15 protein-coding genes are annotated in these 22865 nt (G+C 68.3%); all 15 read left to right on the top strand.

Features of this window, described 5'->3' with window-relative positions:
* Window position 1 precedes the first annotated feature (1 nt).
* From ESZ60_RS12675 to ESZ60_RS12745, 15 genes are read left to right on the top strand one after another with little or no spacing between them, the layout of a single operon-like run.
* Window positions 2-1258, top strand: coding sequence for a hypothetical protein (locus ESZ60_RS12675; RefSeq protein ID WP_134681104.1), 1257 nt, complete (start codon window positions 2-4; stop codon window positions 1256-1258).
* Complete coding sequence (locus ESZ60_RS12680; RefSeq protein WP_134681105.1) at window positions 1255-1911, top strand: hypothetical protein; 657 nt, start codon at window positions 1255-1257, stop codon at window positions 1909-1911. Before ESZ60_RS12675 ends, ESZ60_RS12680 begins: the two co-directional genes overlap by 4 nt.
* Window positions 1908-2927, top strand: a complete 1020-nt coding sequence (locus ESZ60_RS12685; RefSeq protein WP_134681106.1) for a hypothetical protein — start codon at window positions 1908-1910, stop codon at window positions 2925-2927. Before ESZ60_RS12680 ends, ESZ60_RS12685 begins: the two co-directional genes overlap by 4 nt.
* Window positions 2924-3583 (top strand): hypothetical protein, encoded by a 660-nt coding sequence (locus ESZ60_RS12690; RefSeq protein ID WP_134681107.1) that lies wholly within the window; start codon window positions 2924-2926, stop codon window positions 3581-3583. The genes ESZ60_RS12685 and ESZ60_RS12690 overlap by 4 nt, the downstream gene beginning before the upstream one ends.
* Window positions 3583-3984, top strand: coding sequence for a PAAR domain-containing protein (locus ESZ60_RS12695; RefSeq protein WP_134681108.1), 402 nt, complete (start codon window positions 3583-3585; stop codon window positions 3982-3984). Before ESZ60_RS12690 ends, ESZ60_RS12695 begins: the two co-directional genes overlap by 1 nt.
* A complete protein-coding gene (locus ESZ60_RS12700; RefSeq protein WP_134681109.1) occupies window positions 3981-4439 on the top strand; it encodes a GPW/gp25 family protein in 459 nt (152 codons plus the stop codon). Before ESZ60_RS12695 ends, ESZ60_RS12700 begins: the two co-directional genes overlap by 4 nt.
* Window positions 4436-6175, top strand: coding sequence for a baseplate J/gp47 family protein (locus tag ESZ60_RS12705; RefSeq protein WP_134681110.1), 1740 nt, complete (start codon window positions 4436-4438; stop codon window positions 6173-6175). The genes ESZ60_RS12700 and ESZ60_RS12705 overlap by 4 nt, the downstream gene beginning before the upstream one ends.
* Window positions 6175-7461 (top strand): hypothetical protein, encoded by a 1287-nt coding sequence (locus ESZ60_RS12710; protein WP_134681111.1) that lies wholly within the window; start codon window positions 6175-6177, stop codon window positions 7459-7461. Before ESZ60_RS12705 ends, ESZ60_RS12710 begins: the two co-directional genes overlap by 1 nt.
* An 11-nt stretch (window positions 7462-7472) precedes the next feature.
* On the top strand, window positions 7473-7979 hold the full coding sequence (locus tag ESZ60_RS12715) for a hypothetical protein (RefSeq protein ID WP_134681112.1): 507 nt from the start codon (window positions 7473-7475) through the stop codon (window positions 7977-7979).
* A gap of 14 nt (window positions 7980-7993) precedes the next feature.
* Window positions 7994-8953, top strand: coding sequence for a hypothetical protein (locus ESZ60_RS12720; protein ID WP_134681113.1), 960 nt, complete (start codon window positions 7994-7996; stop codon window positions 8951-8953).
* A gap of 14 nt (window positions 8954-8967) precedes the next feature.
* A complete protein-coding gene (locus ESZ60_RS12725; RefSeq protein ID WP_134681114.1) occupies window positions 8968-10665 on the top strand; it encodes a coiled-coil domain-containing protein in 1698 nt (565 codons plus the stop codon).
* A gap of 36 nt (window positions 10666-10701) precedes the next feature.
* Entirely contained in the window at window positions 10702-11607 is a 906-nt protein-coding gene (locus ESZ60_RS12730) for a hypothetical protein (RefSeq protein ID WP_134681115.1), read from the top strand.
* Window positions 11604-13187: a hypothetical protein gene (locus ESZ60_RS12735; RefSeq protein WP_134681116.1), complete on the top strand. Its 1584-nt coding sequence runs from the start codon at window positions 11604-11606 to the stop codon at window positions 13185-13187. Before ESZ60_RS12730 ends, ESZ60_RS12735 begins: the two co-directional genes overlap by 4 nt.
* Window positions 13184-16441: a hypothetical protein gene (locus ESZ60_RS12740; RefSeq protein ID WP_134681117.1), complete on the top strand. Its 3258-nt coding sequence runs from the start codon at window positions 13184-13186 to the stop codon at window positions 16439-16441. The genes ESZ60_RS12735 and ESZ60_RS12740 overlap by 4 nt, the downstream gene beginning before the upstream one ends.
* The gene (locus ESZ60_RS12745; RefSeq protein ID WP_167620140.1) at window positions 16438-22614 is read left to right on the top strand and encodes an RHS repeat-associated core domain-containing protein; all 6177 of its coding nucleotides are present in this window, start codon (window positions 16438-16440) and stop codon (window positions 22612-22614) included. Before ESZ60_RS12740 ends, ESZ60_RS12745 begins: the two co-directional genes overlap by 4 nt.
* Window positions 22615-22865 lie beyond the last annotated feature (251 nt).

Consider the following 22865-nt stretch of genomic DNA (forward strand, 5'->3'; position numbering starts at 1 on the left):
CATGACGGGGATCGCCATCCTTCTGGGTCTTGGCGAGGCCCGGTTGGCGGACCGGTCCTTTGCGATCGCGCCCGGTGCCGGGGACGGGGCGCTGCGCTTGCTGCCGGACGGGCCCGAATTGCGGATGCTTCGCTTTGGCGAACGGGGCCGCCTTGCCCGCGATGCCCTGCGCGCCGCCGCCCCCGAAGCCGAACTGGCCCAAGCGGCGCTGCGGCTTGCCACGGTCGCACCGGGCCGCCATCCGGCAGCCGCGGCGCTCGCGCTGCATCTGGCCGGGGCCGGGGCAGAAAGGATCGGCTTTGTTCTGGCGCAAAGCCTTGTCGCGCGCCATCTGGGCTGGTCGCCCGCCGCCATCTCCGAGGCCGTGGCGGCAGAAATCGACCTGCTGGCGGGCGAGTGGCATCGCAGCACACAAAGCGCGCCCGGAGGATGGACACGGGTGGTATTCGAGGCTGCCCCGGCCGGTGGCGAGGAAAGTCTCGACAGCCTGGCGGAGAGTTTGGCCCGCGATCTTCTGACCCGAGCGATGATGGGGACCGAGACCGAGGCGCTGTCTGCCATCTCGGTCGCCGCAGCTCGGCGCAACCCCGAAGATCCGCACCCTGCCGCCAATGCGCGCGGGGTACCAAGCGGTCCGCGGCGCAGGGCGGGCTTGACCCTTCCCGATCGCGCGCGCGCCGATGCGCCCTCCGATGCGCCCCCCCAACCTCTCTCCGATCCGCGCACCGATGCGACTCCCGCAGCGGCGCATCGCGCGGCGTCCCGCCATTCGCTGTGCGCCGCGCCGCAAGGTCGTGGCGCAGGATCGCCTGATCTGCCACCTGCGCAGGGTTCCGCAGATGCCCGCTTGCCATCCGCCCAAGCCCAAAGCCCGGTGGGAAGTGAAGACCCCGCTGCCGCAACCGCCCGGCGCGGCAGGGACGCGTTGCCGCAGATGGCGCGCGCCGCCTTTTTCGACATGACCGACAGGCTGCCGGGCAAGGCCGCGGGGGGGCGTGGTTTTGCGGAAAGCTCGGCGGCGATGCCAATGCCACCCGCTTTCGCCAATTGGTTCTCTGCCCCGCCGCGGCCTGAGGTGCCGGCTGCTGCGGAAGTCGCGCGGCCCTCGCCCTGGGTCTGGAACAACCCCGAACCGCCCCCGGCCCATCTGGCGCCAATGCCGGCCCCGACGCTCGCGTTGCCGCCTGCGTCCGATCCCCTGGACGCACTGGCCGAGGCGCTGCATCTGGCGGCCGATCTGCGGGGGATCGCGCCATGACCGAGCGCAGCCTGCCGATGATCGGAGACATCGCGCTTGGGATCGTCGAGCGGATCGAGCATTTCGCGGAAAGCGGCTTTCGGGGCCATGAGGTGATCGGGCTCGAGGGCTCGGCGCAGCAGCATGTCGGCCGGGCGAGCCATGTGATCCGCATTGCGGGGCGGCTGGCGGGGGCAAGCGCGCGGGACGATCTCGAGGCCTTGCAGACGCTTGCCGCGACGCCCGAACAGACGCAGTTCACCGCAGATATCGTGACCGCGCTCGATCTTCAGGCCGTGGTCCTGTCGCGTCTCGCGGTCAGTGAAGTGGCGGGCGCACCGGGCCAGATCAGCTATCAGATGGAGTTGATCGAAGCGCCGCCTCTGCCCCCGCCTGCGCAGGTCTCGGGCTTTGGCGGGCTGGATGATTTCGGTTTTGGCGACCTTGGTTTCGACACCGACATCATGGGCGATCTCGCGGATCTGGCCGGGGATATCGCCGGGGCGGTGGATGGCGCAATGGACGCGATCGCCGCGCTCGATGCCCTGGCCGGGCTGGGCGATCTGAACCTGGACGGTCCTCTCGCCCCGTTGAACGGGGTGATCGAGGGTCTGGGCGAGGCGGGCCGCCGCTTTACCGAGGCCAGCCGCGCATTGGGGGATGTTCTGGGATGAACGTGCTGGTCAATACGGCATCTGTGCAACTGGGCGCGCTGCGCTATGACTGCCACGCGACATCGCTGGAGATTGAACTGACCCTGTTGCCGGGGATCGGCACGCTAAGGATGAGCCTGCCGCCGCAGGTCGAGGTTTCGGCACGCCCGGGCGATGAGGCGGTGCTGAAGCTGAACAATGGCGAGGGCGCGGAACTGGTCCTGACCGGGACAGTGCGGCGGGTGGCAAGAGGGCCGCGCCGCACCGAACTGGTGGCGGCCGATGCGGGCGCGGTGCTTGCGGCCGCGCGCATGGCCCAGAGTTTTCAGAACCTCCCGCCCGGCGAGGTACTACGCAAGATCGCGGGCGATCTGGGGTTGACGGCGCTGAGCATGCTGACGGCGCTCGACCCGATGCCGGTCTATGTGGCCGATCAGCGGCGGACGGCGGGCGAACATGTCGCGCGGCTTGCGGAACTGGGCGGGGGCTATGCTGCGGTGGAGGCGGGCGGACGGATCTCGGCCCAGCCCTGGCCCTTTCTGCCGCCGACAAAGGCGCTCTTGCAGGGGCGCGAAGTGATCGATTACGCGGCCTGGGATTACGGCGCCGAGGCGGATCTGGCCTTTGTCGGCGCAAGCCCCGCTTCGGCCGGAGCCGATCTGCGCGCGCTGGCGCAGGCGACCGAGCCGGTGGCCGGCGGGGCAGGGGATCCGGCCCCGGATCTGCATTGGCTGCAGCGTCCGATGCTGCGCTCGGGTCTGGGGGTGAGTGGGGCTGCCGAAGGCGCGCGGGCTGCGCGCGCCTCGCGCCGGTCCCGGATGCGCGCGACCTGCTGGCTTTTGCCCGGCCTGCGCCCCGGCGATGTGATCGAGGTCCAGGGTCTGGCCGAGGGCATATCGGGCGGGCCTTGGATGCTGGTGCGGGTGCAGCATTCCTTGCGCCGGGACCAGGGCGGGACCACCCGCATCGCAGCGGTCTCGGCCCGGGGAACGGGGCTGCTCGACGCGCTTTCCGGATTGGCGGGGGCGTTGCCATGAATGACCAGCTTTTCGACGCGGTGGCCCGGATCGCCCGGCACGAGGCCGAGGCCCGCGACATCGCGGCCTTTGGCATTGTGCAGGAGGTCCATCGCAGCCTGATGGGGGCCAGCGATCTTGCGGTTGATCTGCGGCTGCGCGATCGCGGCATCGTCCTGCCCCGCGTGCCGGTCGCGGTGGGCGCTCTGGGCGTCGCCGCGACGCCGACGGTCGGAGATCTCGCGCTGGTCCTGTTCGCCGAGGGCGATGTCCATGCAGGCGTCGTCGTCGGTTTCCTGCACCATCCGGGCCTGCCTGCGCCCCAGCTTTCCGACGAGCAGATCGCGATCAGCCTGCCGCCGGGATCGCTAGCGCCGACGGTCTCGGCGCTGCTCGACTATGCTGCCCCCGCGCTGACACTGAAGATCGGCGACAAGACCGAGGTCACGATCGAGGATGGCGCGGTGCGGATCGTCTCGGGTGGGGCCAGCATCGCCATCGACGCTGGCGGTTCGGAAGAGATCAAGATCGATACCGGAGGGGCCTCGTTCCTGATGACGGCCGGAGGCGAACTGACCGTCGAGGCCAGCCAGAAACTGACCCTGAAGGCCAGCCAGATCGAGATCAAGGCCGATGCCACGGTCAAGATCAGCGGCGCCACGGTGGAGATGAACTGATGGGCGCGCCAGCAGCAACCCAGACAAGCCAGGTGGTCGGGACCGATATCCATATCGTCATGGTCCCGACTGCGGGCGGCCCGGTCCCGACCCCGCTGCCACATCCATTCGCGGGGCAGATCCAGTCGGCCACCTGCCCGACGGTCAGGATCGGCGGCAATCCGGCGGCCACAAAGGACAGCGTCGCCGTGAACCAGCCGCCGCATATCCCGACCCCTCCCGGCACGGCATTCCAGAAACCTCCCGCCAATCAGGGCACGGTCCTCGTGGCCAGCATGACGGTCAAGGCGGGGGGCCGCGGGATCGCGCGCCTCGGCGATGCGGTCAAGACCTGCAACGATCCGGCCGACAGCCCCATGGGCAGCATCGTCTCGGGCGTGCCCGGCGTGGGGATCGGATGATGGCGGATCTGGGGACCGACCTCAAGGTGATCGTCGGGCCCCCCGGTCTTGCCGCGCGGGACGGCTCCGGGCTTGATCTTCTCAGCATCAATGGGCTGCCGCTTGGCGCGCGCCATGCCTTCGATCTGGCGCGGATCGATGGCCGCGAGAACCTGGCCCAAGCCCTGATCCTGCGGCTGCTGACCCCGGTAGGCGCGCTTGGCCCCTTGGGCCATGCCGCCTATGGCTGCCGCCTGACCGAGTTGATCGGCGGGGCAAAGACCGCTGGCAGCCGGGCGCTCTGCAAGGCCCATGTCCTGGCCGCCGTCGCCCAGGAGCCACGAGTCGAGGACAAGGCCGTCGAGTTCGCCTTTGATCCGGCCTCGGAAGGGCCCTCGGAGTTCCGCTTTACGCTGACGGTCAGACCTCGGACCGGCGCGCCGGACGTGACCCTTGATCTGGCGGTGACGCTATGAATTTCGAGCCGCGCCCCTATGCCGATATCGTCCGCGACCTTCTGGTCACGCTGACCGGAGGCACGGTGCGCGAACAGGTCGCGGTGCCGGTCCCGGTCGCGGGCGCGATCGTTCTGGACCGGCTGGCCGACCGCCCCTTGCGGCGGATCAGCAGCATCGAGGGTCAGGTGGCACGCGGCGGCCCCGAGGGCGGCCTGGCGCCGTTCCGCTTCACCAGCGCCGATTTCGAACTGATCGCGAGCGATGGCGGCACCATCTTTGACGCCGTGCGTTTCCGGCCCGAGGGGCGGCAACCCGCACCCGGCACGGTCCTGACGGTCAGCTATTACCCGATCGACATTCCCGCGCCTCCGCTGACGGATCTGAACATTGGCTCGGTCGTGCGCACGCTGATGGAATCGGTGGGCGTCGAACTGGCGCTGCAAGAGCAATTGCTCGATCAGGTCTATCGGTCGGCCTTTCTCGACACGGCCGAGGGCGGATCACTCGACAAGGTCGTGGCCCTGGTCGGCGTCACCCGCCTGCCGGGCGGTGTGCCTACGGTCAGCCTGCGATTCACCCGGGCAGCCGGCGCAACCGGGCAGATCACCATCCCGGTCGGGACCGTCGTGACCGACGAGTCGCTGGCGCTGCGCTATGCGACGCTCGCGCCCCTGACGCTGGAACCCGGCGAGGCCGAACGGCGTGTGCTGGCCGCCAGCACCAATGGCGAGCCCCCTGCGCCCGCGACGTCGTTGACCCGACCCGAGGTGCTGATCGCGGGGATCGGCGCGGTGACGAACCCCACTGCCGCGAGCCCCGCCGCCGCCCCCGAGACCGACGAGGCGCTGCGCAGGCGGGCGCGCAAGGCCCTGCTGGTCGCGGCGACGGGGACGCTTGCGGCGCTGGAATACGGCCTGCGCAGCATCGAGGGGGTCAAGGACGTCACCGTGACGGAATTCCCCAATGGCGTCGCGGGCGAGGTGCGGGTCGATGTGGTCTATGCCAATCCCGGCGATGCCGCGATCGAGGCGCTGGTGGCAAGTCGCATCCGCGCCTTGCGCCCGGCGGGAATTCGCGTCGATTTCGGCGCGGCCGAGGCTGTCCGGCTCAGCGTGAACGTCACCTTGACGCTCGAGCAGGCGATCCTGCCGGAAAGCGATTTCGAGGCGATGAAGAAGGCCGTCGAGGATCGCCTTGCCGCGCTGATCGACGCGGTGCCGCCGGGTGGCACGATCCGGCGCGGGCCTCTGATCGCCGCAGTGCTTCAGGACCCTAGGCTGGTCGAGGCCGAGGTGATGCTGACGCCCGAGGGCGGCACCGCCGCGGAAAGCTACCAACTGCCCGACGGCAAGGCGCTCGATCTGATCCGGCCATTCGGCTTTGCTCCGCCGGTGATCCTGGGCGGTGTCCCTGCGGGAGCAGGTGCGGCGCTGGAAGTGGACCTCTATCTGCCAGTCGAATTGCAGGCCGGCGAAACCGTCGCAAGCGCCGAGGCGGCGATCCGTCTCGCGGCCGAGACCTATCTGTCGCGCGCCACGCGCGACGGCACGCCAATCAGCTTCGACGGTCTGGCTGCGGCGATCCGCGATGACAGCCGCTATGTGCTCGACCGCGCCGCGGGCTCGATGACACTCGAGTCGCTCGACCGCTTCACCCAGCTGGCCGACGGTCTGGGACAATATGGCGAGACCTTGGGCAAGGCGGCGCGCATCCGCAGCCTCTCGATGCCGATCACCAATGGCGGGGGCGGCTGATGGGACGCGCCGCGGATCTTCTGTCCCGCCTGCCCGATCTCTACCGCGAGGGCGAGACGCTGGGCCGGATTGGCGCGGTATTCGGAAACCAGTTCGAGATGCTGGACGAGACCGCCCGGGACGTGCGCCGATCACATTTCTTTGCGCAATGTCTGGATCTCGAGGATGCGGCGAAGCTGGGCGCGCTTCTCGATATCGCGCCAGAGCCATTCCAGGGGCTGACGGAATATCGCGCCTGGGTGGCGGGGCTGCGGGCGGCGCGGTTGCAGGCGGGCTCGGTGACGCGCGAGGGGATCCGGCTTTTCACGCAGCTATACCTTGATGGTTTCGAGGCGGGGAACCGGCTGCAGGTGACGCCCGTGACCGGGCAATTGGGCGATGCGGCCAGCGATGCCGCGCCCGCACTGATCGAGAACCCGCCTGTCGCACGTCATATCCGCGGGCCCGGACTGGATGGGATCACGCCGCTTGACCAGTTCACGCTTGAAAATGGCGGGCTCGATGCGGTGCCGGCCGGGATGGTGATCACCGCCCGGGGCGACCAGGGCGGCGAGTTCGCGCCCATGATCGCCAATCTGACCACCGGCGAGGCGCTGGTCTATCTCGACCGCCTGCCCGCCGGCCAGCGGCTTTTCCTGTTGCCGGTCCGGACCGCCGAGGGGATCGGGCTGCGGGCCCTGCGCGAGGCCGAGGATGTCAGCGCCAGAATACGCTATATCCATCCGATCCGCCCCGGCGATGCGTCGAGCGCCGTCGCTGCACCCGGTCCGCTGCGGCCGCTGACGCTGAACCGCGGAGCGAATCTCATGTGGTTCCTGCCGCTCGCGCATTTCGACGTGCCGGGGCTTGACCGCGCGCTATTGGCGCTTGCGGACGAGAACCTGGGACAGGGACGCTGGGACCGAACGCGTTTCGACCACGCTGTCTTTGCGCAAGAGGCTTGGGCCTCTTTGCAGGTCGCCTGGGCCGAAAGCGCCCCTGCGGCGATGGAACTGCGCATCCCCACGGGCATGATGCGCAGCGAGGCGGGCCGGATCGACGCGGCATTGCTGGCGCTCGACAATCTGGCCACGGCGCTGGGGATTGCGCTGCGGCGGCTGTCGGCGGCGGGGGTCAGCGCTAAAGCCAATCTTGCGCCGCGCCGCGAATACCAGCCGATGCAGGACAATCTGGCGCTGGTGCTGCCGATCTCGTTCCGCGAGGGCGGCAGCACCGGGGCCGACCGGATGCCGGATGCCGATGCGCGTTTCGGCGTGACGAAACTGGATGATGCAACCTTGGGCTAGAGGGTCGAACCATGCGGGGCCATCTGCAGCTTGAACTGCGCGACGAGAGCGGCGGCGTGATCGCCCGACGCGCTGTCTGGAACACGGTGATGCAATCGGGCGCCTCGATCGTGGCCGAGCTTTTCGCCGGGCAGGGCGCGCCGATCAGCCATATGGGCGTCGGCACCTCGGATCTTGCCCCCGACGATACCGCCGTCACCACCCTTGCCAATGAGCCGGTCGGCGAAAGCCCCGCCCTTGTGGGCGAGACACTGACGCCGATCGTCCCCGCCTCGGTCACCTTCGAGACCGACAGCGTCAAGCGCCATATCCGCGTGCGTCTGCGCGCGACCCTTCCCGCCGAGGCCGCCGTGGGTCGCATCCGCGAGGCCGGGCTGATCAGCCTTGCCCCGGATGGCGTGACCGCCCGGCTCTATAACCGCGTCACCTTTGCCCCGATCGACAAGGGGGACGACCATGAATTGTCGCTGTTCTGGGAAGTCGCCTTTCCCTTCGGCGATCTCTCGTTCAGCTTTTAGGAAAGGAAACCGCCATGGCGATCCAGAAAGCGGCCTTTGACATCCGATTGCAGGGGTTTCCGGCCGCGAACCGGGACGCCACGATCAAGCTGACCAATCAGGTCACCGGCGCCGTCATCGAGCGCAAGCCGTTTCTCGATGGCCAGCTGCTGCTGCGCGACCTCGACCCCGGCCCCTATCAGCTCAGCGTGACCCATCCCAATCTCATTTCGCCGATCGAACAGCGCATCATCCGGCTCATCCCGCAGCCGTTTCCGACGCGGGTGCCGGTTCCGGTGCCGCCCGATCTGTTCCGCGACACGCCGATTCAGGATATTCCCGATGCCGATCTGGCCCCGGTGCAGCAGACCGCGGCCACCGTGGCCGCGGCGATGGGGCCGATCAGCGGCAAGGCCGCGGGCGAGGTGATCCGGGCAGATGACTGGAATACGCTGGTCTCGGCGGTCTCGGATCTGGCGCGGGCGGTGGGTGAACTGACGCGACTGGTTGCGCCGATCGGGCATAACCACCCCGAGATCGAGACCAAGATCGGCGAGGTGCAAGGCAATATCCGCCGCTTTGCCGACAGTTTCGGCCGCTCGCTGGTGGCGCTGCGCCGCGACCTCGAAAACCAGAATCTGCGCCAGAACATCCGCGACGTGCTGACCGTGGCCGGGCAGGATCCCGACGATCTGACCAACCCGCTCAACATCCGGATCCGCGAACTCGAAGAGGCCGTGGTGCAGCCCACGCCGAACTTTACCAGCAAGCTTGCGGCAACAGGATCGCTGATCCTGAAACGCGTCAACGAGATCGCGCTTGAGCGCGACGACCCGGACACGTTCCTCGCCACGCCGCAGGTGAGCCAGCTGCTGGGGATCGCCACGCAATATTCCAATGCCGGACCCCAGATCACCGCCGAGGAAGAGTTGAACACCTATCAGCGCACGACGGCGGTGGGCGGTCCCACGAAATTCGGGTTCGCCCGGTCCTAGAAAGGAGAAGGATCATGGCGACGATTGCCGAACTGGAGCGCCTCGAGGCGCTGGTCGCCAATCTCAAGGGTTTGGCAGGCAAGCAGCGCGGCGAATTGATCGAGGCCGAGACATGGAACCGGCTGGTTTCGGCGGTGATCGATATCGGCCGGGCCACCATCGAGGACCGCTCGGACGAAGTGCCCCGCCACAGCCATAGCGATCAGGTCGCGCTGGACTGGCTCGACCCCAAGCTCAAGGCTTTGGTGCTGGAGGGGGGCCTGGGCAACCCGGCCAGCGCCGCGCAGTTCGACAGGCTGGATCGGCAATTCGAGAAGCTCGGTCGCAGCCTGCAGGATCTCGAGGACCGGCTGGGTCGTCTTCAGGCGGATCTGTCGAGCGTCGCGACGCGGGATGTCGAGCGCGAGGCCTCGGTCGGGACGGCGCTTCGCAAACTGGATGGGGTCTTTGACGCGCGCGAGGATGTGGCCGGGTTGCGAGGATCGCTGCGCCTGCTCGAAGGTCAGGTGCGAACGGCGGCGGAGCTCTCCGAAAGGCTGCGCGACGATACGGGGAACGATCTCGACTTCAATGCGCTCGCCCGCCGGATCACGACGCTCGAAGCCCTCGGCGAGCGCCTGAAGCTGCCCGATGGCAATGATTTCGGCGGTGACGCCTATGCCCGTGATCTGGGTCAGTTGCGGGCCGAGCTAGTCACCGAGGCAGAATTACGCGAAGCGTTGGAGGGCATCCGGAACAATTTTTCCGCCGATCTGCGCAGCGATGTTCTGGAGGCGGCCCGCGCCGCCGCGCTCGAGGCCAATGCAGGCGCGATCGAGGGATTGGGTCGGGATCTGCGCGCCGAGCAGCAGGCCCGCATCCGCAGCCTCGAAGAGACGCTCGACACGCGGATCGGGGCCGCGACCGGCGATCTGCGCGAGAGCATTCTCGCCGATGCGCGCGGTGAACAGACGGGCTTGCTTGATCGCCGGCTGGAAAACTTCTCCGCCGACCGCGACCGCGAGATGGACCGCCGCTTCGGGTCCTTTGCGCAGGAACTGGATGGCCGATTTGCCGGGCAGGCCCAGCGGCTGCAAGAGGATGTGACGGCGCTGGTCCGGGCCGATCTGGGGACAGCGCTCGACGATTTTTCCGGACGGATCGGGGGCATCGAGACCAGCACGACCGGGTTGGAGGCGAAGCTTTCCGAGGTGAGTCAGGCGCTGAGCGGCGCGGCCGCCCGGATCGAGGCGGTCAATCGCGATCTGCTGGCGGCCGACAGCCGCATCGCGGCGCAATTGAGCGACCGGATCGGCAGGATCGAGGTCTCGCTTGATGAAAAGATCCGCAACGCCGCGGATGCGAGCCGCGTGGCGATGCGCGAAGAACGGGCGGCCGAACTGGCGTTGATGCGCGACCAGTTGACCACGGATCTGACGCGCAGTCTGCGCGAGGTGGCCCGGACCGAGGTGGCCATCTCGACCACCCAGTTGCGCGGCGAGATGACCGAGATCGCCGATGCCCGGATCGCCTCGGGCATGGCCGCGATCCGGGCGCAGGTTCTTGAGACGAGCGCGGTCAGCGACGCGCGCCTGGCCGGGCTCGTGTCTGCCGAGGTGCGGCGGGCCACCGCCGATCTTGACGCGCGGATCGCCTCGGGGATCGACAGCCGGTCCGGTCTGGTGACCCGCGATGTCACGCCGATCCTTCCCAGCCGAGGCGGCACGCGATGATGCCGGGTCGGGCAGGGTCATAACAGGGGGCACGCGATGCTGCGTGAACTGGAAATGCGGCTGGCCACCGTGCTCGGGGCCGATCTGCCGCCGCCCTTGGCGGGCCGGGTAACGGTGCGGCCGGACAGTGCGGCTGGCAATCAGCCCGCGGCCCAGATCGCGGTGCGCGCGGTGCGCCCGGTCACGCCCGATTTCGGAGCGGTCCGGCACGAGGTCGCGCCGGGAGATCCCGCCGCCCGGCGGATCGTGAGGCTCGAGGCGCAGATCGACATCCGCGTGACGGCTGGCGGGGCGAATTCGCGTGTGGCGCGGATCCAGGCGCTGGACGCGCTGATCTATTTCCTCGATGCACCGGCCCTGCGCAGCGGGCGGGCGCTGCGTGATGCCGGCGATCCGGGCTTTCTGCTCGACAGCCTGATCCTTGCGGGGGCCGATGCGGAGCCCGCGCTGAGCGATCCCGTGCCCGCCGATCTGACGCTGACCGCGACGGGCTGGTTCTGGCCGGTGGGGCAGGCCGGGCAGGACGGCCCCGCCATCGCCGAGGCGCGCATCACGCAGCTTGTCTATCCGGTCCTGTCCGATCCCGATCCCGCCCGGTTTCTGGCGGGCGCAGCCGAGGCCGATATCACCCTGCGTCTGACCGATGTCCAGGCCCTCTCGCTCAGGGCAGAGGGGCCGGGCACGCGCGACGAGACGCGGCTGGCCTTTCAGTTGCTGGCCGCGGATGGCTCGGCCGGCGCGGGCAGCCTGACCAATGGGCGTGATCTGGGCGAGGGCATCCGCTCGCGGCCGCTTGCCGATTCCACGGCGCAGATCCGCTATCGGCCGCCTGCGAATCCGGCGCGGGACCGGCTGGTCGTGCGACCGGTGCAGGAAGCGCCCGAGTTGCGGCTGGGTCCGGTCTTGGTGGAACTGACGCTGATCACGGAGGCTCCGGCATGAGTTTCCTGATCTCGCAACTGCAACCGGTCGGGCTGGGCCTGCAAGCACAAGCCGCGAGCCTGATGCAATGGACCATTCCCCAGCAGATCGACGTGACCGCCGAGGGCGCGGCGCTGCAACTCGACTGGCCGCAGATCTCGGGCGCAACCGACATCGCGCTCGAACGGGCCAGCATCACGCTTTACCCGCCGCTTGGACCGGAAACGGGCCTCTCGCTGGGGCATCTTCTGGGGGCACATTCCGGCAAGGTCGCGACGATTCAGGTCCCCCATGGGCCAAGGCCGATGCGCTCGGTCTATCTGTCGGGACTGCGTCTGGCGGATGACGCCGAGACCGCGCTGCCGGATGAGGCCACTCTTGCTGAGCATAAGCTGCGGCTGGCGGTCGCCGTCAAGGCCGGGGGGGTGCTTGCCCCGGTTTCTCTGGCGGTGCCGCATCTCGCGGCTTCTCCACGGGATCCGCCCCATGCGCTGCCCCCGCTGCTGGCAGGGGCAACTTTTGCCGGCTACCGTCTTAATCTGCCCGATGTGATGGCCGAGGCGCTCTGGCTGCAGGTCGTCAGCGGCGAGGCGCCGCAGGATTTCGCGCCGGTTTCATTCCTTCTCGATCATATCTCGGCGCAGGCCGCCCCCTCGGCAGTAGATGTCTCGATCCTTGATGGCGCGGGCGCGCCCTTCCATAGCGGTGCGGGTCCTCTCACAGCAGCCGTCACGATCGATGCCGCAAATGCCGTGCGGCGGGCGCTGGAAACGGCTTTGGCCAAGGCCACCGCGCCTTCGGTCAGCCTTCGGGTCTCTGCGCGCATCGCGGGAAAGCTCGGGACGGATGGCATCCTGGCGGTCGGAGAGGTGCGGCGGGTCTTTGACGACAAGATCGCGGTCACATTGGAGGGCGCAGAGATCACCCCGCCGCTTCCGGGTGCGCCTCTGGATGCCCGAGTGCCCGCCTCGGCCCGGGCCGATCTGGTGATCGATCATGCCGGTCTGCGCCTGCATCCGTTGAGCGATGACCTGCCCGTCGCGACCGGGGGCGAAGCGGGCGTCGTCGTCAGCATGACCTCCACGCAATGGCGTGCCTTGCCCCCTGACGCGCTGCGCGGCGACACGCTGCGCCGGGTCGGGGTCGTCGGCTACGGTCCCGAGCCGGCGACGCTGTCCCTGCGGGTCCTGGGCGCGGCAGCGGATGGTCGATCCATCGCCCCGCCCGATCTTGCGACGACGCGTTGCGAGATCCTGCCCGTCGCGTCTGGACAGCCGCTGAGACCTGCCGTGCATTGGTTCGACCTGGGCGCGGGCCTGCCGGTCACCCGCGCGATCGGATTTGAGGTCAGCGCGGTCTCGGGACGATTCCTGTGGATTTCGCGCGCGGGTCTGCCGCTGGTGCGGCTTGCGGTCGCCCATGGACTCACCGGCGACGAGACCGTCAGCATCGGCGGCCATGTGGTCGCGCTGACCGGGCCGCGCACCTCGATCCATTCGGCTGTGCTCCGCCCGGCTGCTTTCGCCGCGCCGCCCCGCTTCCAGAGCCAAGAGTTCGTGTCCGTCACCCTGAGCCGCCTCACGCTGGGATATGCGCCATGAGCCTGCTTGACGATCTGAATGCCATAGATTTCTCGGCCGTGACCGATGCCAAGGGGCTGGTCGGTCTTGCGCTGCAAAGCGAGGATTTGCAGGCCTTGCTGAGAGACGGCCCCGCGACGGCCGTGCTGGGCGATCTCGGCACGGCCTTCAAGGCGACCCAGGGCGATCTGGGCGATCCCGGCGTCTTCGTCGCCCCGCTTCTGGACGCGCTCGGTGGCATTGCGGGCAGCATCCGCTTCGACAGCGCCGATATCAACCGGGCAGTCGATGTCGTGGGCGAGGGCGCCCAGATCCTGAGTTCGGCGCTTGCCGGGCTGGGCGGGGATCTGTCGCAATTGAAGGTCGGGGGCGTCCAGACGCTGGCCGACCGGTTCAGCGCGGCCGCCGGCGGGGCCAATGATTTCGCGCAAAAGGCGGTCGGGGCGATCGGACGGCATCGCGCTTTGCTGGACTTGGCCGACAATGGCCTGCCGCGCGATCCGGCGGCGCTGGCGGGCGTCGCGCTCGACATCCTTCTGCCCTTTCCCGGCCGGATTCTGGATGGCGCGCTGACCGAGATCCGGTCCCTGAACGCGGGACTGTCCGGGCTGGACCTGCCGCAAAGCCGATTTTCCGGCGTGATCGCCACGCTGGGGCAGATCCGGGGCGCGGCCGAGGCGGGAGACCTTGCGGCGCTGCGCGCGGCGCTTGACCGACTGTCCGGGTTGCGCGCCAGCACAATCGCCGGGGTGGGGGCGGATATCCGGCTGGCCGGGCAACAGCTTGTCGGGCTGGGGATCGGCAGCGGGCTGCCGGCGGTCAGCGGCATCCTTGGTGATCTGAAACTGCCCGATCTCAGCGTCATTGACGAATTGGCCGAATGGCGGGCGCGGATCGAAACCGCCTCCGGGCAGATCGGCCTCTTCGATCTCGATGCCATCCGGGCGGCGGTCGATCAGCTTTTCGATCTGGCCGAGACGGCGCTGGCCGATCGGTTCGAGGCGGCGATAGATGCCCAGGTTCTGAAGCTCGAGGATTGGCTGCGGATGCTGCTGGCCCATCTGCCCATTGCCGAGTTGCGGGGGCAGATCACCGCTGCCCTGCACGAGGCCTCGGCCCGGATCGAAGGGGCCGGAATCGACGCGATCGCGATCGGGATGCGCGACCGGATCGGGCAGATTTCGGATCTGCTGGGCAGCCTCGATCTGCAGGCCGTGGTCCAGAGCGCGGCACAGGCGCTGGCGGATGCGCTGGCCGAAGCGCTCGATCAGGTCGAGGCCGCCCTTTCGACCATCACCACCCAGATCGAGGCCGTCGCCGACGAGGTGAAATCGGTTCTGGAACGCGCCATGGCTGGGCTGACGGCCTTTGGCGACGCCATCGCGAGCGTGACCGAACTGATCGCCGCGATCGACATTTCGGCGGCGGCGCAGGCGGTGATCGACACATTGGCAAAGCTGCGCGAAACCGCCGAGAAATTGCTGGGCGCCGCGCCGCTGCCCGATGCGCTTCGCGACGAGGTCGGCAAGTTCACCGCCGAAGTGGCGGCCATCGACGTCGAGGCGCTGGTGCGACAGCCGCTTGCCGCCGCGATCGAACAGCTGCGCATTCCCGATGACATTGGCGACACCATCCGGGACGGGCTGGACCAGATCGGCGAGATTGTCGCCAATCTGATCCCGGAAAACATCGCGGCCGAATTGCAGGGCGAACTCGACGGGCTTTTCGCCGCGCTGGACGGTCTGGACCTTTCGGGCGTTCTGAGCGGGATCGGCGACGAGATCGGGCGGCTGGCCGACCTGCTGGAAGCGGTCGATCTGATCTCCGCCATGGCCCCGGCGCAAGAGGCATTTGACGGCGCGGTCGCGCTCTTGAACCGGCTCAAGCCGGGGCTTTTGCTGGCCCCGGTGATCCGCGCCTATGATGCTGCGGTGGCGCAAGTGCCTCTGCCCGATCCCCAGACCGTCGCCGAGCGTGCCGGAGAGACCGTGGCGGCCTTTGGCGAGCCTGTCGCCAATGCCGCGACCGCGCCGGCACGGGCGCTTGCGGGTGCGCCGGACCAGGCTCCGCCCCCCGCGACCACGCCTCTTGCCGCGGCCGACCCGCTGCCCGACGGGGTGCGGCCCGGCGATATCATCCGGCTGGTCGGCTATCTTCCGGGCAAGTTGAAAGAGGCGATTTCCGATCTGGAGGACGGTCCCGCAGGCCAGGTGATGGCCGGGATCGACGCCAAATGCCGAGGGCTGGCCGCCGAGATCCGCAGCTTTCAAGCCCGGATCGCTGCGCTCGAGGCCCATCTGGACCTGTCCTGCGGTGCCATGCTGTCCGCCGTGAACATCGCCGCGACCGAGGCCCGGATCGCCCTGCATGGCTCCGAGGCACTGCGTGGCGAGCCGGGCGATCTCCGGCTGTCGCTCGAGGTGGTGGGGGCGTTTGACCTGGCGCGGTTGCGCCATGCATTGGCGCAGGATCTGGCTTTCTTCGAGAGCCAGGCCCAGCGGGTGCGGCGCAGCGTGGCCGGCCCCGTCATGGCAGAGGCCGATCAGGTCGCGGCCTTGCTCGAATCCTCGCCGCTGGCGCGGATCGGCGGCGACCTCGGCGCGCTGCTCGCCGCCATCGACCCCGAACCGATCGCCGACGCCCTGGACGCGATGCTCGCGCGGACGCTGGCGGCGATGGCCGAGATCGCAGGCGATGTCGAGGCGGATCTGGCGCGTTACGAGGCACGGCTGACCGCGCTGATCGCGCGGTTCAACCCCGGCGCGCAGGCCCAGAAATTCCTGCATGCGCTCAATGTCCTGAAAGAGCAGTTCGACCTGATCAACCCGCGCCGTCTGGCCAATGAACTGGACGAGGTCCACCGCTCGATCCTCAGGATCTTTGCCGCCTACGCCCCCGAGGCCTTTGCCCGCGAGCTGGATCAGTTGATCAAGCAGGCGGCCGCCGCCTTGCGGGGACTGGACCCCTCTGCGCTGACGCCGGATTTCGCACCGGTCGAGGCGCAGGTGGCGCGCGTGCCCGGCCTCTTGCCCATCGCGGCGCTGCAAGGGGTCGGCAGCCAGCTTGACGCACTGAGCGCCGAACTCGCGCGGCTGGACATGGATGCGCTGCTCGACAGCGTGAACAGCCTGACGCCGCAGATCGTCGAGGCCGTCGATCTGGCCGCGCAGGGCATCAAGGCCGAAATTCTCGCTTTGCTCGGGGCGATTCAATATGCCCAGAGCCATGCCGGGGCAGGCGGTTCGGTCAGCGTTTCAGGGGGGATCGAGCTGTGAGCCGGATGGACAATATTTCGCCCGCCGAGACCCGAAAGACCCGCGTGGCGATACCCGGCACTGAGGCTTTCGTGCAATATACGCGCAGTGCTGCGGATGGCGCGCTGTTGCGCATGGCGGTGGGCGACCGGGTCTATCTGGAAGCCGGATGCGACGGCTGGGTCCGGCTGGACCAGGGTCTGGGCCGGATCCGCGAGCGCTGGCGCGACACGGGGCTCTTGCGCGAGGTCCGGACGCCAGATGCAGACTGGCAGGAGGTTTACGGATTCGACGAACAGGGTCGGCCCTGCGAGGTCGATGGCGTTGCCATTCACCGGGACGCTCAGGGCCGGATCACCGCCTGCCTGGGCGATGCGAGCCTGCCCGATCATCGCTGGTTCTATGCCTATGGCGCAGAAGGGCTGGTCTCGGTCACCACGCCGCAGGCTACGCGGCATTTGTCGCGCCTGTCCGATGGCCGGGTTCTGGCCTGTCTAGAGGACGGACGAGCAGAGCGGTTCGACCATGACCGCCAGGGCAAAAGGCGCGGCTTTGCCGGCCTGAGGGACATGACCCATCATCGGGACAAGGCGGGCCGGATCTGGACGGTCACCGATCCGGCGGGCGCGGTCCGCGCCACCTATCTCTGGGATGGCTGGCGCTGCCTCGGCCGGATCGACGGAGCCCCGGGCGGGCCGCTCGCGGCCTTCTTCTGTCTTGACCCCTCGGCCACCCCGGTCAGGGCGATCACGCCAGACGGCATGATCCGCATCCCGCGCGATGCCTATGCCGAAGGGCTTTGCGCCCATCCGGGCGTTCCGGGCCTCTTTGGCGCCTTTCAGGCCGGGGGGCTGCATCACCTGCCGTTCCGCGCGTTGGATCCACGGCTCGGCTGCTTCACCGCGCCCGATCCGTTCGACGGGTCTGAAACCGACCCCAGACGCGGGCCTGGCGGCGCCTATGAGGGTGACCTGCCCATCGAGACTGACCGCCAGCGCCCCTATGAGATCTGCCGCAACGATCCCGTCGGGCGGGCCGATCCCTCGGGGGGGATATCGGTCGGGCTGCTGATCTCGTCGCTGACCTGGTCCTTTCAGAACAATCTGGTCAGCTTCTTCGGCATCGACTGGTGGTTCAACCTGTTCATGTCGATGTTCACGGGGTCGAATTTCTTCTCGTCCGAGGGGCTGGTGGCCTCGGATCATATCGGGGCCTTCGGGGTCAGGCGGGACGGTTTCATCCCCGTCCTGACGAATGCCCGGGCCTTTACGACCCAGCATATCGTCTGGGACACGGCGGAAAGCTTTGACGTCCTGAATGCCGGCATGGTCTTTGACCCGATGGGCCGCTTTGATCCGCCGCTGAGGGGGGGCATCCTGCACGCGGCCCCGACGGGACGCCGACCCGTCCTGCTGCGCGCTGCGCCGGACGGTCTGTCGCTGAACTGGAACCGCAATGGCGGCAAAGCCGAGCCGGCTTTCCCCGGCGGATCGCAGCCGGTCTTTCCCTCGGGCGGCTTTCACCTTTCAAGCGGGCTCGAGGATGTGCGCGGCCCGGTGGCCTGCCCGCTGACCGAACTGGTGCCCGGCGCGGGCTTGACCACCGGCATCGCGGACCCAACTGCGGTCCGGCAGGTCTTTACCGCCAATGAAAGCGCGATCCCGCTCGCGAACCTGCCCCAGATGAGCAATGGCGAGCCGGTGCTTGTGCAGGACGGAACGAACCGGCTGCGCAGCACCCTGCTTTCGTTCCTGCGCAGCGGGTTGACGACGACTGGGGGCGGGACCGTCACGATGCAGATGACCGACCCGGTGCCCGACGCCATCGGGCCGACCGGGATCAGCGTGACCCGACTGCTGATCCCGCCCTCGTCGGAAACCGCGCAGGATCCGGGCGCGGGGGTTCAGGGCCTCTCGGCGCGTGGCCTGACGCAGCGCTATGGCGCGACCGACGTGCTCGAGATCCGTTCGGCGGCAGGCGGCGCGGATGTCGCGATCTGCTTCGCCACCGGGGCCGAGGCGCGGCTGCCGTTGAACGCCCCCGCGCCTGCCGCCATGGTGCCGCCGATCAACGTGATCGAGACGACCCTCGCCCCGCCCGTGCCCGTGACGATCGACGGGAGCGACGGCATCGTCTTTGCCAATTCCGGCGCGGCTCCTGCCGCCGGCAGCATCGGGCTGGCCAGCAATGGGGCGATCCATATTCCCTTGCGCATCACCGATGCCGCGGCCACGCCGATCCTGCGCACGGATGCGGATCTGAGCGCGCTTGGCGGGCCGGGCTCGGCGGTGACATTCCAGCTGGTGAATGCCTCGGGCAGCCTTGGACGGCGGAGCGATGCGGTCGAGGCGGCGGCCCAGATCACCTATGTCCCGGCGACGCCGGGAAGCGCTCCGGATGGATCGGCGGGTCCAGTGGTGGTGCTGCTGAGCGCAGGAGGGGTACCGGATGCGCCGCGTCTCGTGACTGGCGCGCCGAACCATGACGCGATCCTGACGGATGTGCCGGTGAGCGCTGGCCCAGCACCCTGGACGGTGCAGCGATGGCGTCAGGCACCTGCGCCGGCGACGATCGGCAATGTCAGCACGACCGAAACCATTGCCATTACGCCAAGCGATCCCGCCCAGCTTGCCGGCGCGCTCGCGATCAGGGTCCTGAGCCTTGCCGGGGCGGGGAATGTCCCCACGCCCGCCGCAACTGCGGCTATCGCGGGGATCGCGATGAACGGTGCGCAGGCGACCTTTCCTGCCCCGCTGACCAGCATGCCCGCCACGCCGCGCATCGGCAGCGTCATTGCCTTGCGTCAGGGTTCGACCGACAGTCTGGCCAGTCTCTCGGGGCTGCGGGTGGAATTCGGTTTCGACCGACCGGTCGCGATCGTTCCCGATACCGAGAATTTCATCGTGCGCCTGCGTCGCGCCGGTTTCCGCTGGACGGCCGAGCGGCGCAATTTGCTGACGCTCGTCCTGACCCCGATGGCGTCGGGAATACGCAGTCAGTTTCCCCGGATCCGGACCGGGGCCGCGATCTGCCTGGACTGGGCGGTGGGCGGCACGCCCGATACGCAGATCTATCGCGTGGCCGATGTCGAGGGGCTGACCCTGACTCTGGAGGGCGTGACGCCGATCCCGGCGAATACGGATGCAGGCACGCTGACCGCGCAATTGCTCGAAGCCGACGATCCCGGCACCGGGCATCAGCGCATCGCGATCGGCCTCTCTGCCGCAACGACGGCGCCGACCCGCAGCGCCAGCGCCGATGTCTGGTCGCCCGATGCCTTTGCCGCCACCGCAAACGCGGGCGGAGCTTTGGGTTTCGGACTGGTTTCGGGCGGGATTACCACGCCCGTGGTGATTGATCCGGGCACGATGACCCTGACGCTGACATTCTCGGCCGATCCCGGTCTGACGGGAAACGCGGATGTGCATCTCTTGAGCGAGTTGCAGCGTTTTGAACTGCCGGTCACCGCCGCCCTGACCGAGCCCCTGCTTTTGGTGAATTCGACGACCGATCTCGCGGTAACGGTCATGCAGCCCCTTGTCCCCTCGAGCGAGAGCGCGCCCTTAGCCATCCTGCATCCCGGAACGGTGCTCGTTCCCGAGGAGGAGGGCGTGGAGAATACCCGCCGTCAGGCTCTGGTCGATCACGAGCTGACCCATACCGAGCAATATCACAAGTTCGGGCCGATCTGGTTTTGCTATTTCCCGCTTTTCCTGACCGAGCTACCGGTCGAACTGGCCACCGATCTGGACCAACCGGACTTCGGACCCTCGGTTCCGGCGGTGCTGGAACGGGTCGGTGCGCGTGTGCGGATCACCCCGCAGACGAGCCTTGATGTCGACGCGGGCGATTCCGTTCAACTGTTGCAGGGCGGCGATCACGAGCGCATGAAGGTGGCCTCGCTCGAAGGCACGGCGCTGGTGATGCAGGGGGCATCGGCGCTGCGGCCCGGGGCCCTGCAGGTCCGCAAGGTCCATGATGACGGGATCTGGTCCGAGGTCCTGCTCAGCATGGGGCGCGTCACCACGCATGGCGGGCTTTTGAACACGGCGGTCGGCTTCACCTGGGGCGGGCTGTTATGGCTTCTGGCCAAGGGGATCTATGGCGCGGTCCGGGCGATTGGCGGGGCGGGGGACCAATATCCCGGCACCATTGCCGCAGAGGGGCGCGAGGTCGAATTGACCGATGAGGCGGGCCGCCGCGAATTGAATGCGGATGGCCAGTTCATCCTGAAAAGCGGTGATGACGCGGTGCTGCGCAGCGCAAGACGCAGCGGGGACCGTCTTGTCCTCGACCAGCCGGTCGCGCTGACCGGCGAGGTCAAGGTCTCGGCCTATGCCAGTCTTGATCCGGGGGCGACTTTCGACTGGCTGCAATACCGCCCCGGCAGCATCGCCGCCGACAATCCCGCCGCCATCGACCTGCCGGGGCATGGCAGCAGTTTCAGCCGGGGCGACCGGGTCGAATACATCTATCTGGGCACCTCCGGTCGAAGCCATGTCAGCGCGGTCAATGGCGACCGTATCGAGCTTGAGGAGATCATCCGGCTGCAAGGCAGCGAGCGCTCGATCCGGGTCGCGCCGCTGGCTGCGGCGGGCACGACCCTGGCCAATGCCGACGAGGCCGCGCTGAACTGGATGGGGATGGGCTGGATGCGCATCCTCTTCGACCCCTACGGCCAGATCGAGGCCCGCGTCGGGGCGCGGGAAACCTGGGCCGTGGTCCTGCTGCGCGTCATGCGGGTGCTGCTGGGGTCGCGCAACTGGTCCGCCATGATCCCCTTTCTTGGCTATGTGTTTCAGGCGCGGCTCCTGACCTTTCTGCCCTGGACCCCGCCCGAGCATCGCGCAAAAATCGAGCAGCAGGCTTCGGAAAAATCCGGCGATCTCTATTCGCCGCTGGCGCGGCTGCTGGGCGAGGTGCGAAGCGAGGACCGCTTTGGCGAGACCGGCATGGCGGTCGGGGATATTGCCCGCTACCGCTATTGGGAATGGTCCGGAGTGCGCGATCTCAGTTCCATCGGCGCGACCCAAGAGGGTTCAGATCTGGGCGCGCCGGGGCTGCATGTCGATAATCGCGACCTGATGCGCGTGATCGTCAATCGCATCACCGGGACGACCGAGAACATCCCGAACCGCTTCATCACGACGGACCAGACCGGCTCCTACCCGCCCGCGACGGCGCTGCCGGACCTGTTCTTTCGCAAGAATTTCGACGCGACTCTCGGGGCGCTGACCGACCCGGCCGATATCGGGCTGCTGCCGGCGGATCTGGGCGCGGTTCCGCTATCGCCCCGGCTGGTGCGCAATCCAAGCATCTATGTCGCGTTTTGCAGGCCAGGTCAGCACAGGGTGACGCTGGCGAACAATGCCGCGATCGCCACGCTCGAGGACGGGTTGGAAGCGGGCGATGACGTGTCAGAGGCGTTGGATGCACAGGATCACGAGCGCCAGACGCTTCTCTTCGACGTGACAGCCCTCGACGTTGAGGTCAAGGTGAATGGCGCGCCCGTCGCCGAGGGCGATACCGTGACCCTGCTTCAGACCCAGACAGTGCTGATCGACGTCGCGACCACCGGGCCGGTCCCCGTCGTCGCACGCCGCTTTCGCGCCAGCATCGCGAGCCCCAGAACGGGCGTCGTGTTGCGCGCCCCCGCAGCCCTGCGGCTGGTCGCCCAAGGTGTCAACAGCGTGACGCCGGAACCCATCGAGATCAGCCGCTTCTACGATTTCGACGAGACGAGCGGCACCTATTCCGATCCCGTGCTTGCGGCCTATGGGCTTCATCTGGGCGGCGATCTGGACATTCCCGTGCGGAGCTTTGCGATCACGGTGACGGATCAGCTGACCGCTTTGGCCGCGGCCGACCCGGCCGCCGCGACGGTGACCAGCCTGCGTCAGGGCGACAGTGCCTTCCTGTTGATTCCGACCAGCGCCGATGAGGTGAACAGTTACAGGATCAATGGTGCCGCTTCGACCGCCGCGGATCCGGCATTGCAGTTCGAGACGGTCGCGACACCGGATGCGGCGGCGGCCAGCATAGGTTCGCTTGGCCATGTGCGAAGGATCCGCTTCGCGCCCGACCCGCCGCTTGGCGCTGCCGCCGCGGTCGAGATCTCTGTCCCGGTCCATGGCGAGGATGGCGGGACCGGACTCCTGCACCTTGCGCTCACCGTCGAGCCGCCGGCACCGTGACGGGATGTCATGGGGTGATTGCTCCGGAGCCGCAGCGCCCGCAAGCGCTCTGCCCCAGATGTCTTGCCGCGCGGCATGGGCCAGCGCTTACCGCGCGAAGATCAGAATTTCCATCGTGGCCCCTCAGGTTGAGGGCTGAGCCCCACTAGCGCCGTCATGCTCGGCCAGGATTTCCTCGCCATAGGCCAGCGCGAGCATGACGCCGTTGAATTTCGGCGTGTCATATCGAATGCGAAATCGCCTCCCGCCGT

This window comes from Paracoccus ravus (assembly GCF_004522175.1).
Lineage (GTDB): Bacteria > Pseudomonadota > Alphaproteobacteria > Rhodobacterales > Rhodobacteraceae > Paracoccus > Paracoccus ravus.

Bases quoted from the DNA above. Each gene is read 5' to 3' on its own strand.
- ESZ60_RS12675 (WP_134681104.1), top strand. From the start codon at position 2: ATGACGGGGATCGCCATCCTTCTGGGTCTTGGCGAGGCCCGGTTGGCG.
- ESZ60_RS12700 (WP_134681109.1), top strand. From the start codon at position 3,981: ATGATGGCGGATCTGGGGACCGACCTCAAGGTGATCGTCGGGCCCCCC.
- ESZ60_RS12690 (WP_134681107.1), top strand. From the start codon at position 2,924: ATGAATGACCAGCTTTTCGACGCGGTGGCCCGGATCGCCCGGCACGAG.
- ESZ60_RS12685 (WP_134681106.1), top strand. From the start codon at position 1,908: ATGAACGTGCTGGTCAATACGGCATCTGTGCAACTGGGCGCGCTGCGC.
- ESZ60_RS12735 (WP_134681116.1), top strand. From the start codon at position 11,604: ATGAGTTTCCTGATCTCGCAACTGCAACCGGTCGGGCTGGGCCTGCAA.
- ESZ60_RS12705 (WP_134681110.1), top strand. From the start codon at position 4,436: ATGAATTTCGAGCCGCGCCCCTATGCCGATATCGTCCGCGACCTTCTG.
- ESZ60_RS12720 (WP_134681113.1), top strand. From the start codon at position 7,994: ATGGCGATCCAGAAAGCGGCCTTTGACATCCGATTGCAGGGGTTTCCG.
- ESZ60_RS12715 (WP_134681112.1), top strand. From the start codon at position 7,473: ATGCGGGGCCATCTGCAGCTTGAACTGCGCGACGAGAGCGGCGGCGTG.
- ESZ60_RS12680 (WP_134681105.1), top strand. From the start codon at position 1,255: ATGACCGAGCGCAGCCTGCCGATGATCGGAGACATCGCGCTTGGGATC.
- ESZ60_RS12725 (WP_134681114.1), top strand. From the start codon at position 8,968: ATGGCGACGATTGCCGAACTGGAGCGCCTCGAGGCGCTGGTCGCCAAT.
- ESZ60_RS12695 (WP_134681108.1), top strand. From the start codon at position 3,583: ATGGGCGCGCCAGCAGCAACCCAGACAAGCCAGGTGGTCGGGACCGAT.
- ESZ60_RS12740 (WP_134681117.1), top strand. From the start codon at position 13,184: ATGAGCCTGCTTGACGATCTGAATGCCATAGATTTCTCGGCCGTGACC.
- ESZ60_RS12710 (WP_134681111.1), top strand. From the start codon at position 6,175: ATGGGACGCGCCGCGGATCTTCTGTCCCGCCTGCCCGATCTCTACCGC.
- ESZ60_RS12730 (WP_134681115.1), top strand. From the start codon at position 10,702: ATGCTGCGTGAACTGGAAATGCGGCTGGCCACCGTGCTCGGGGCCGAT.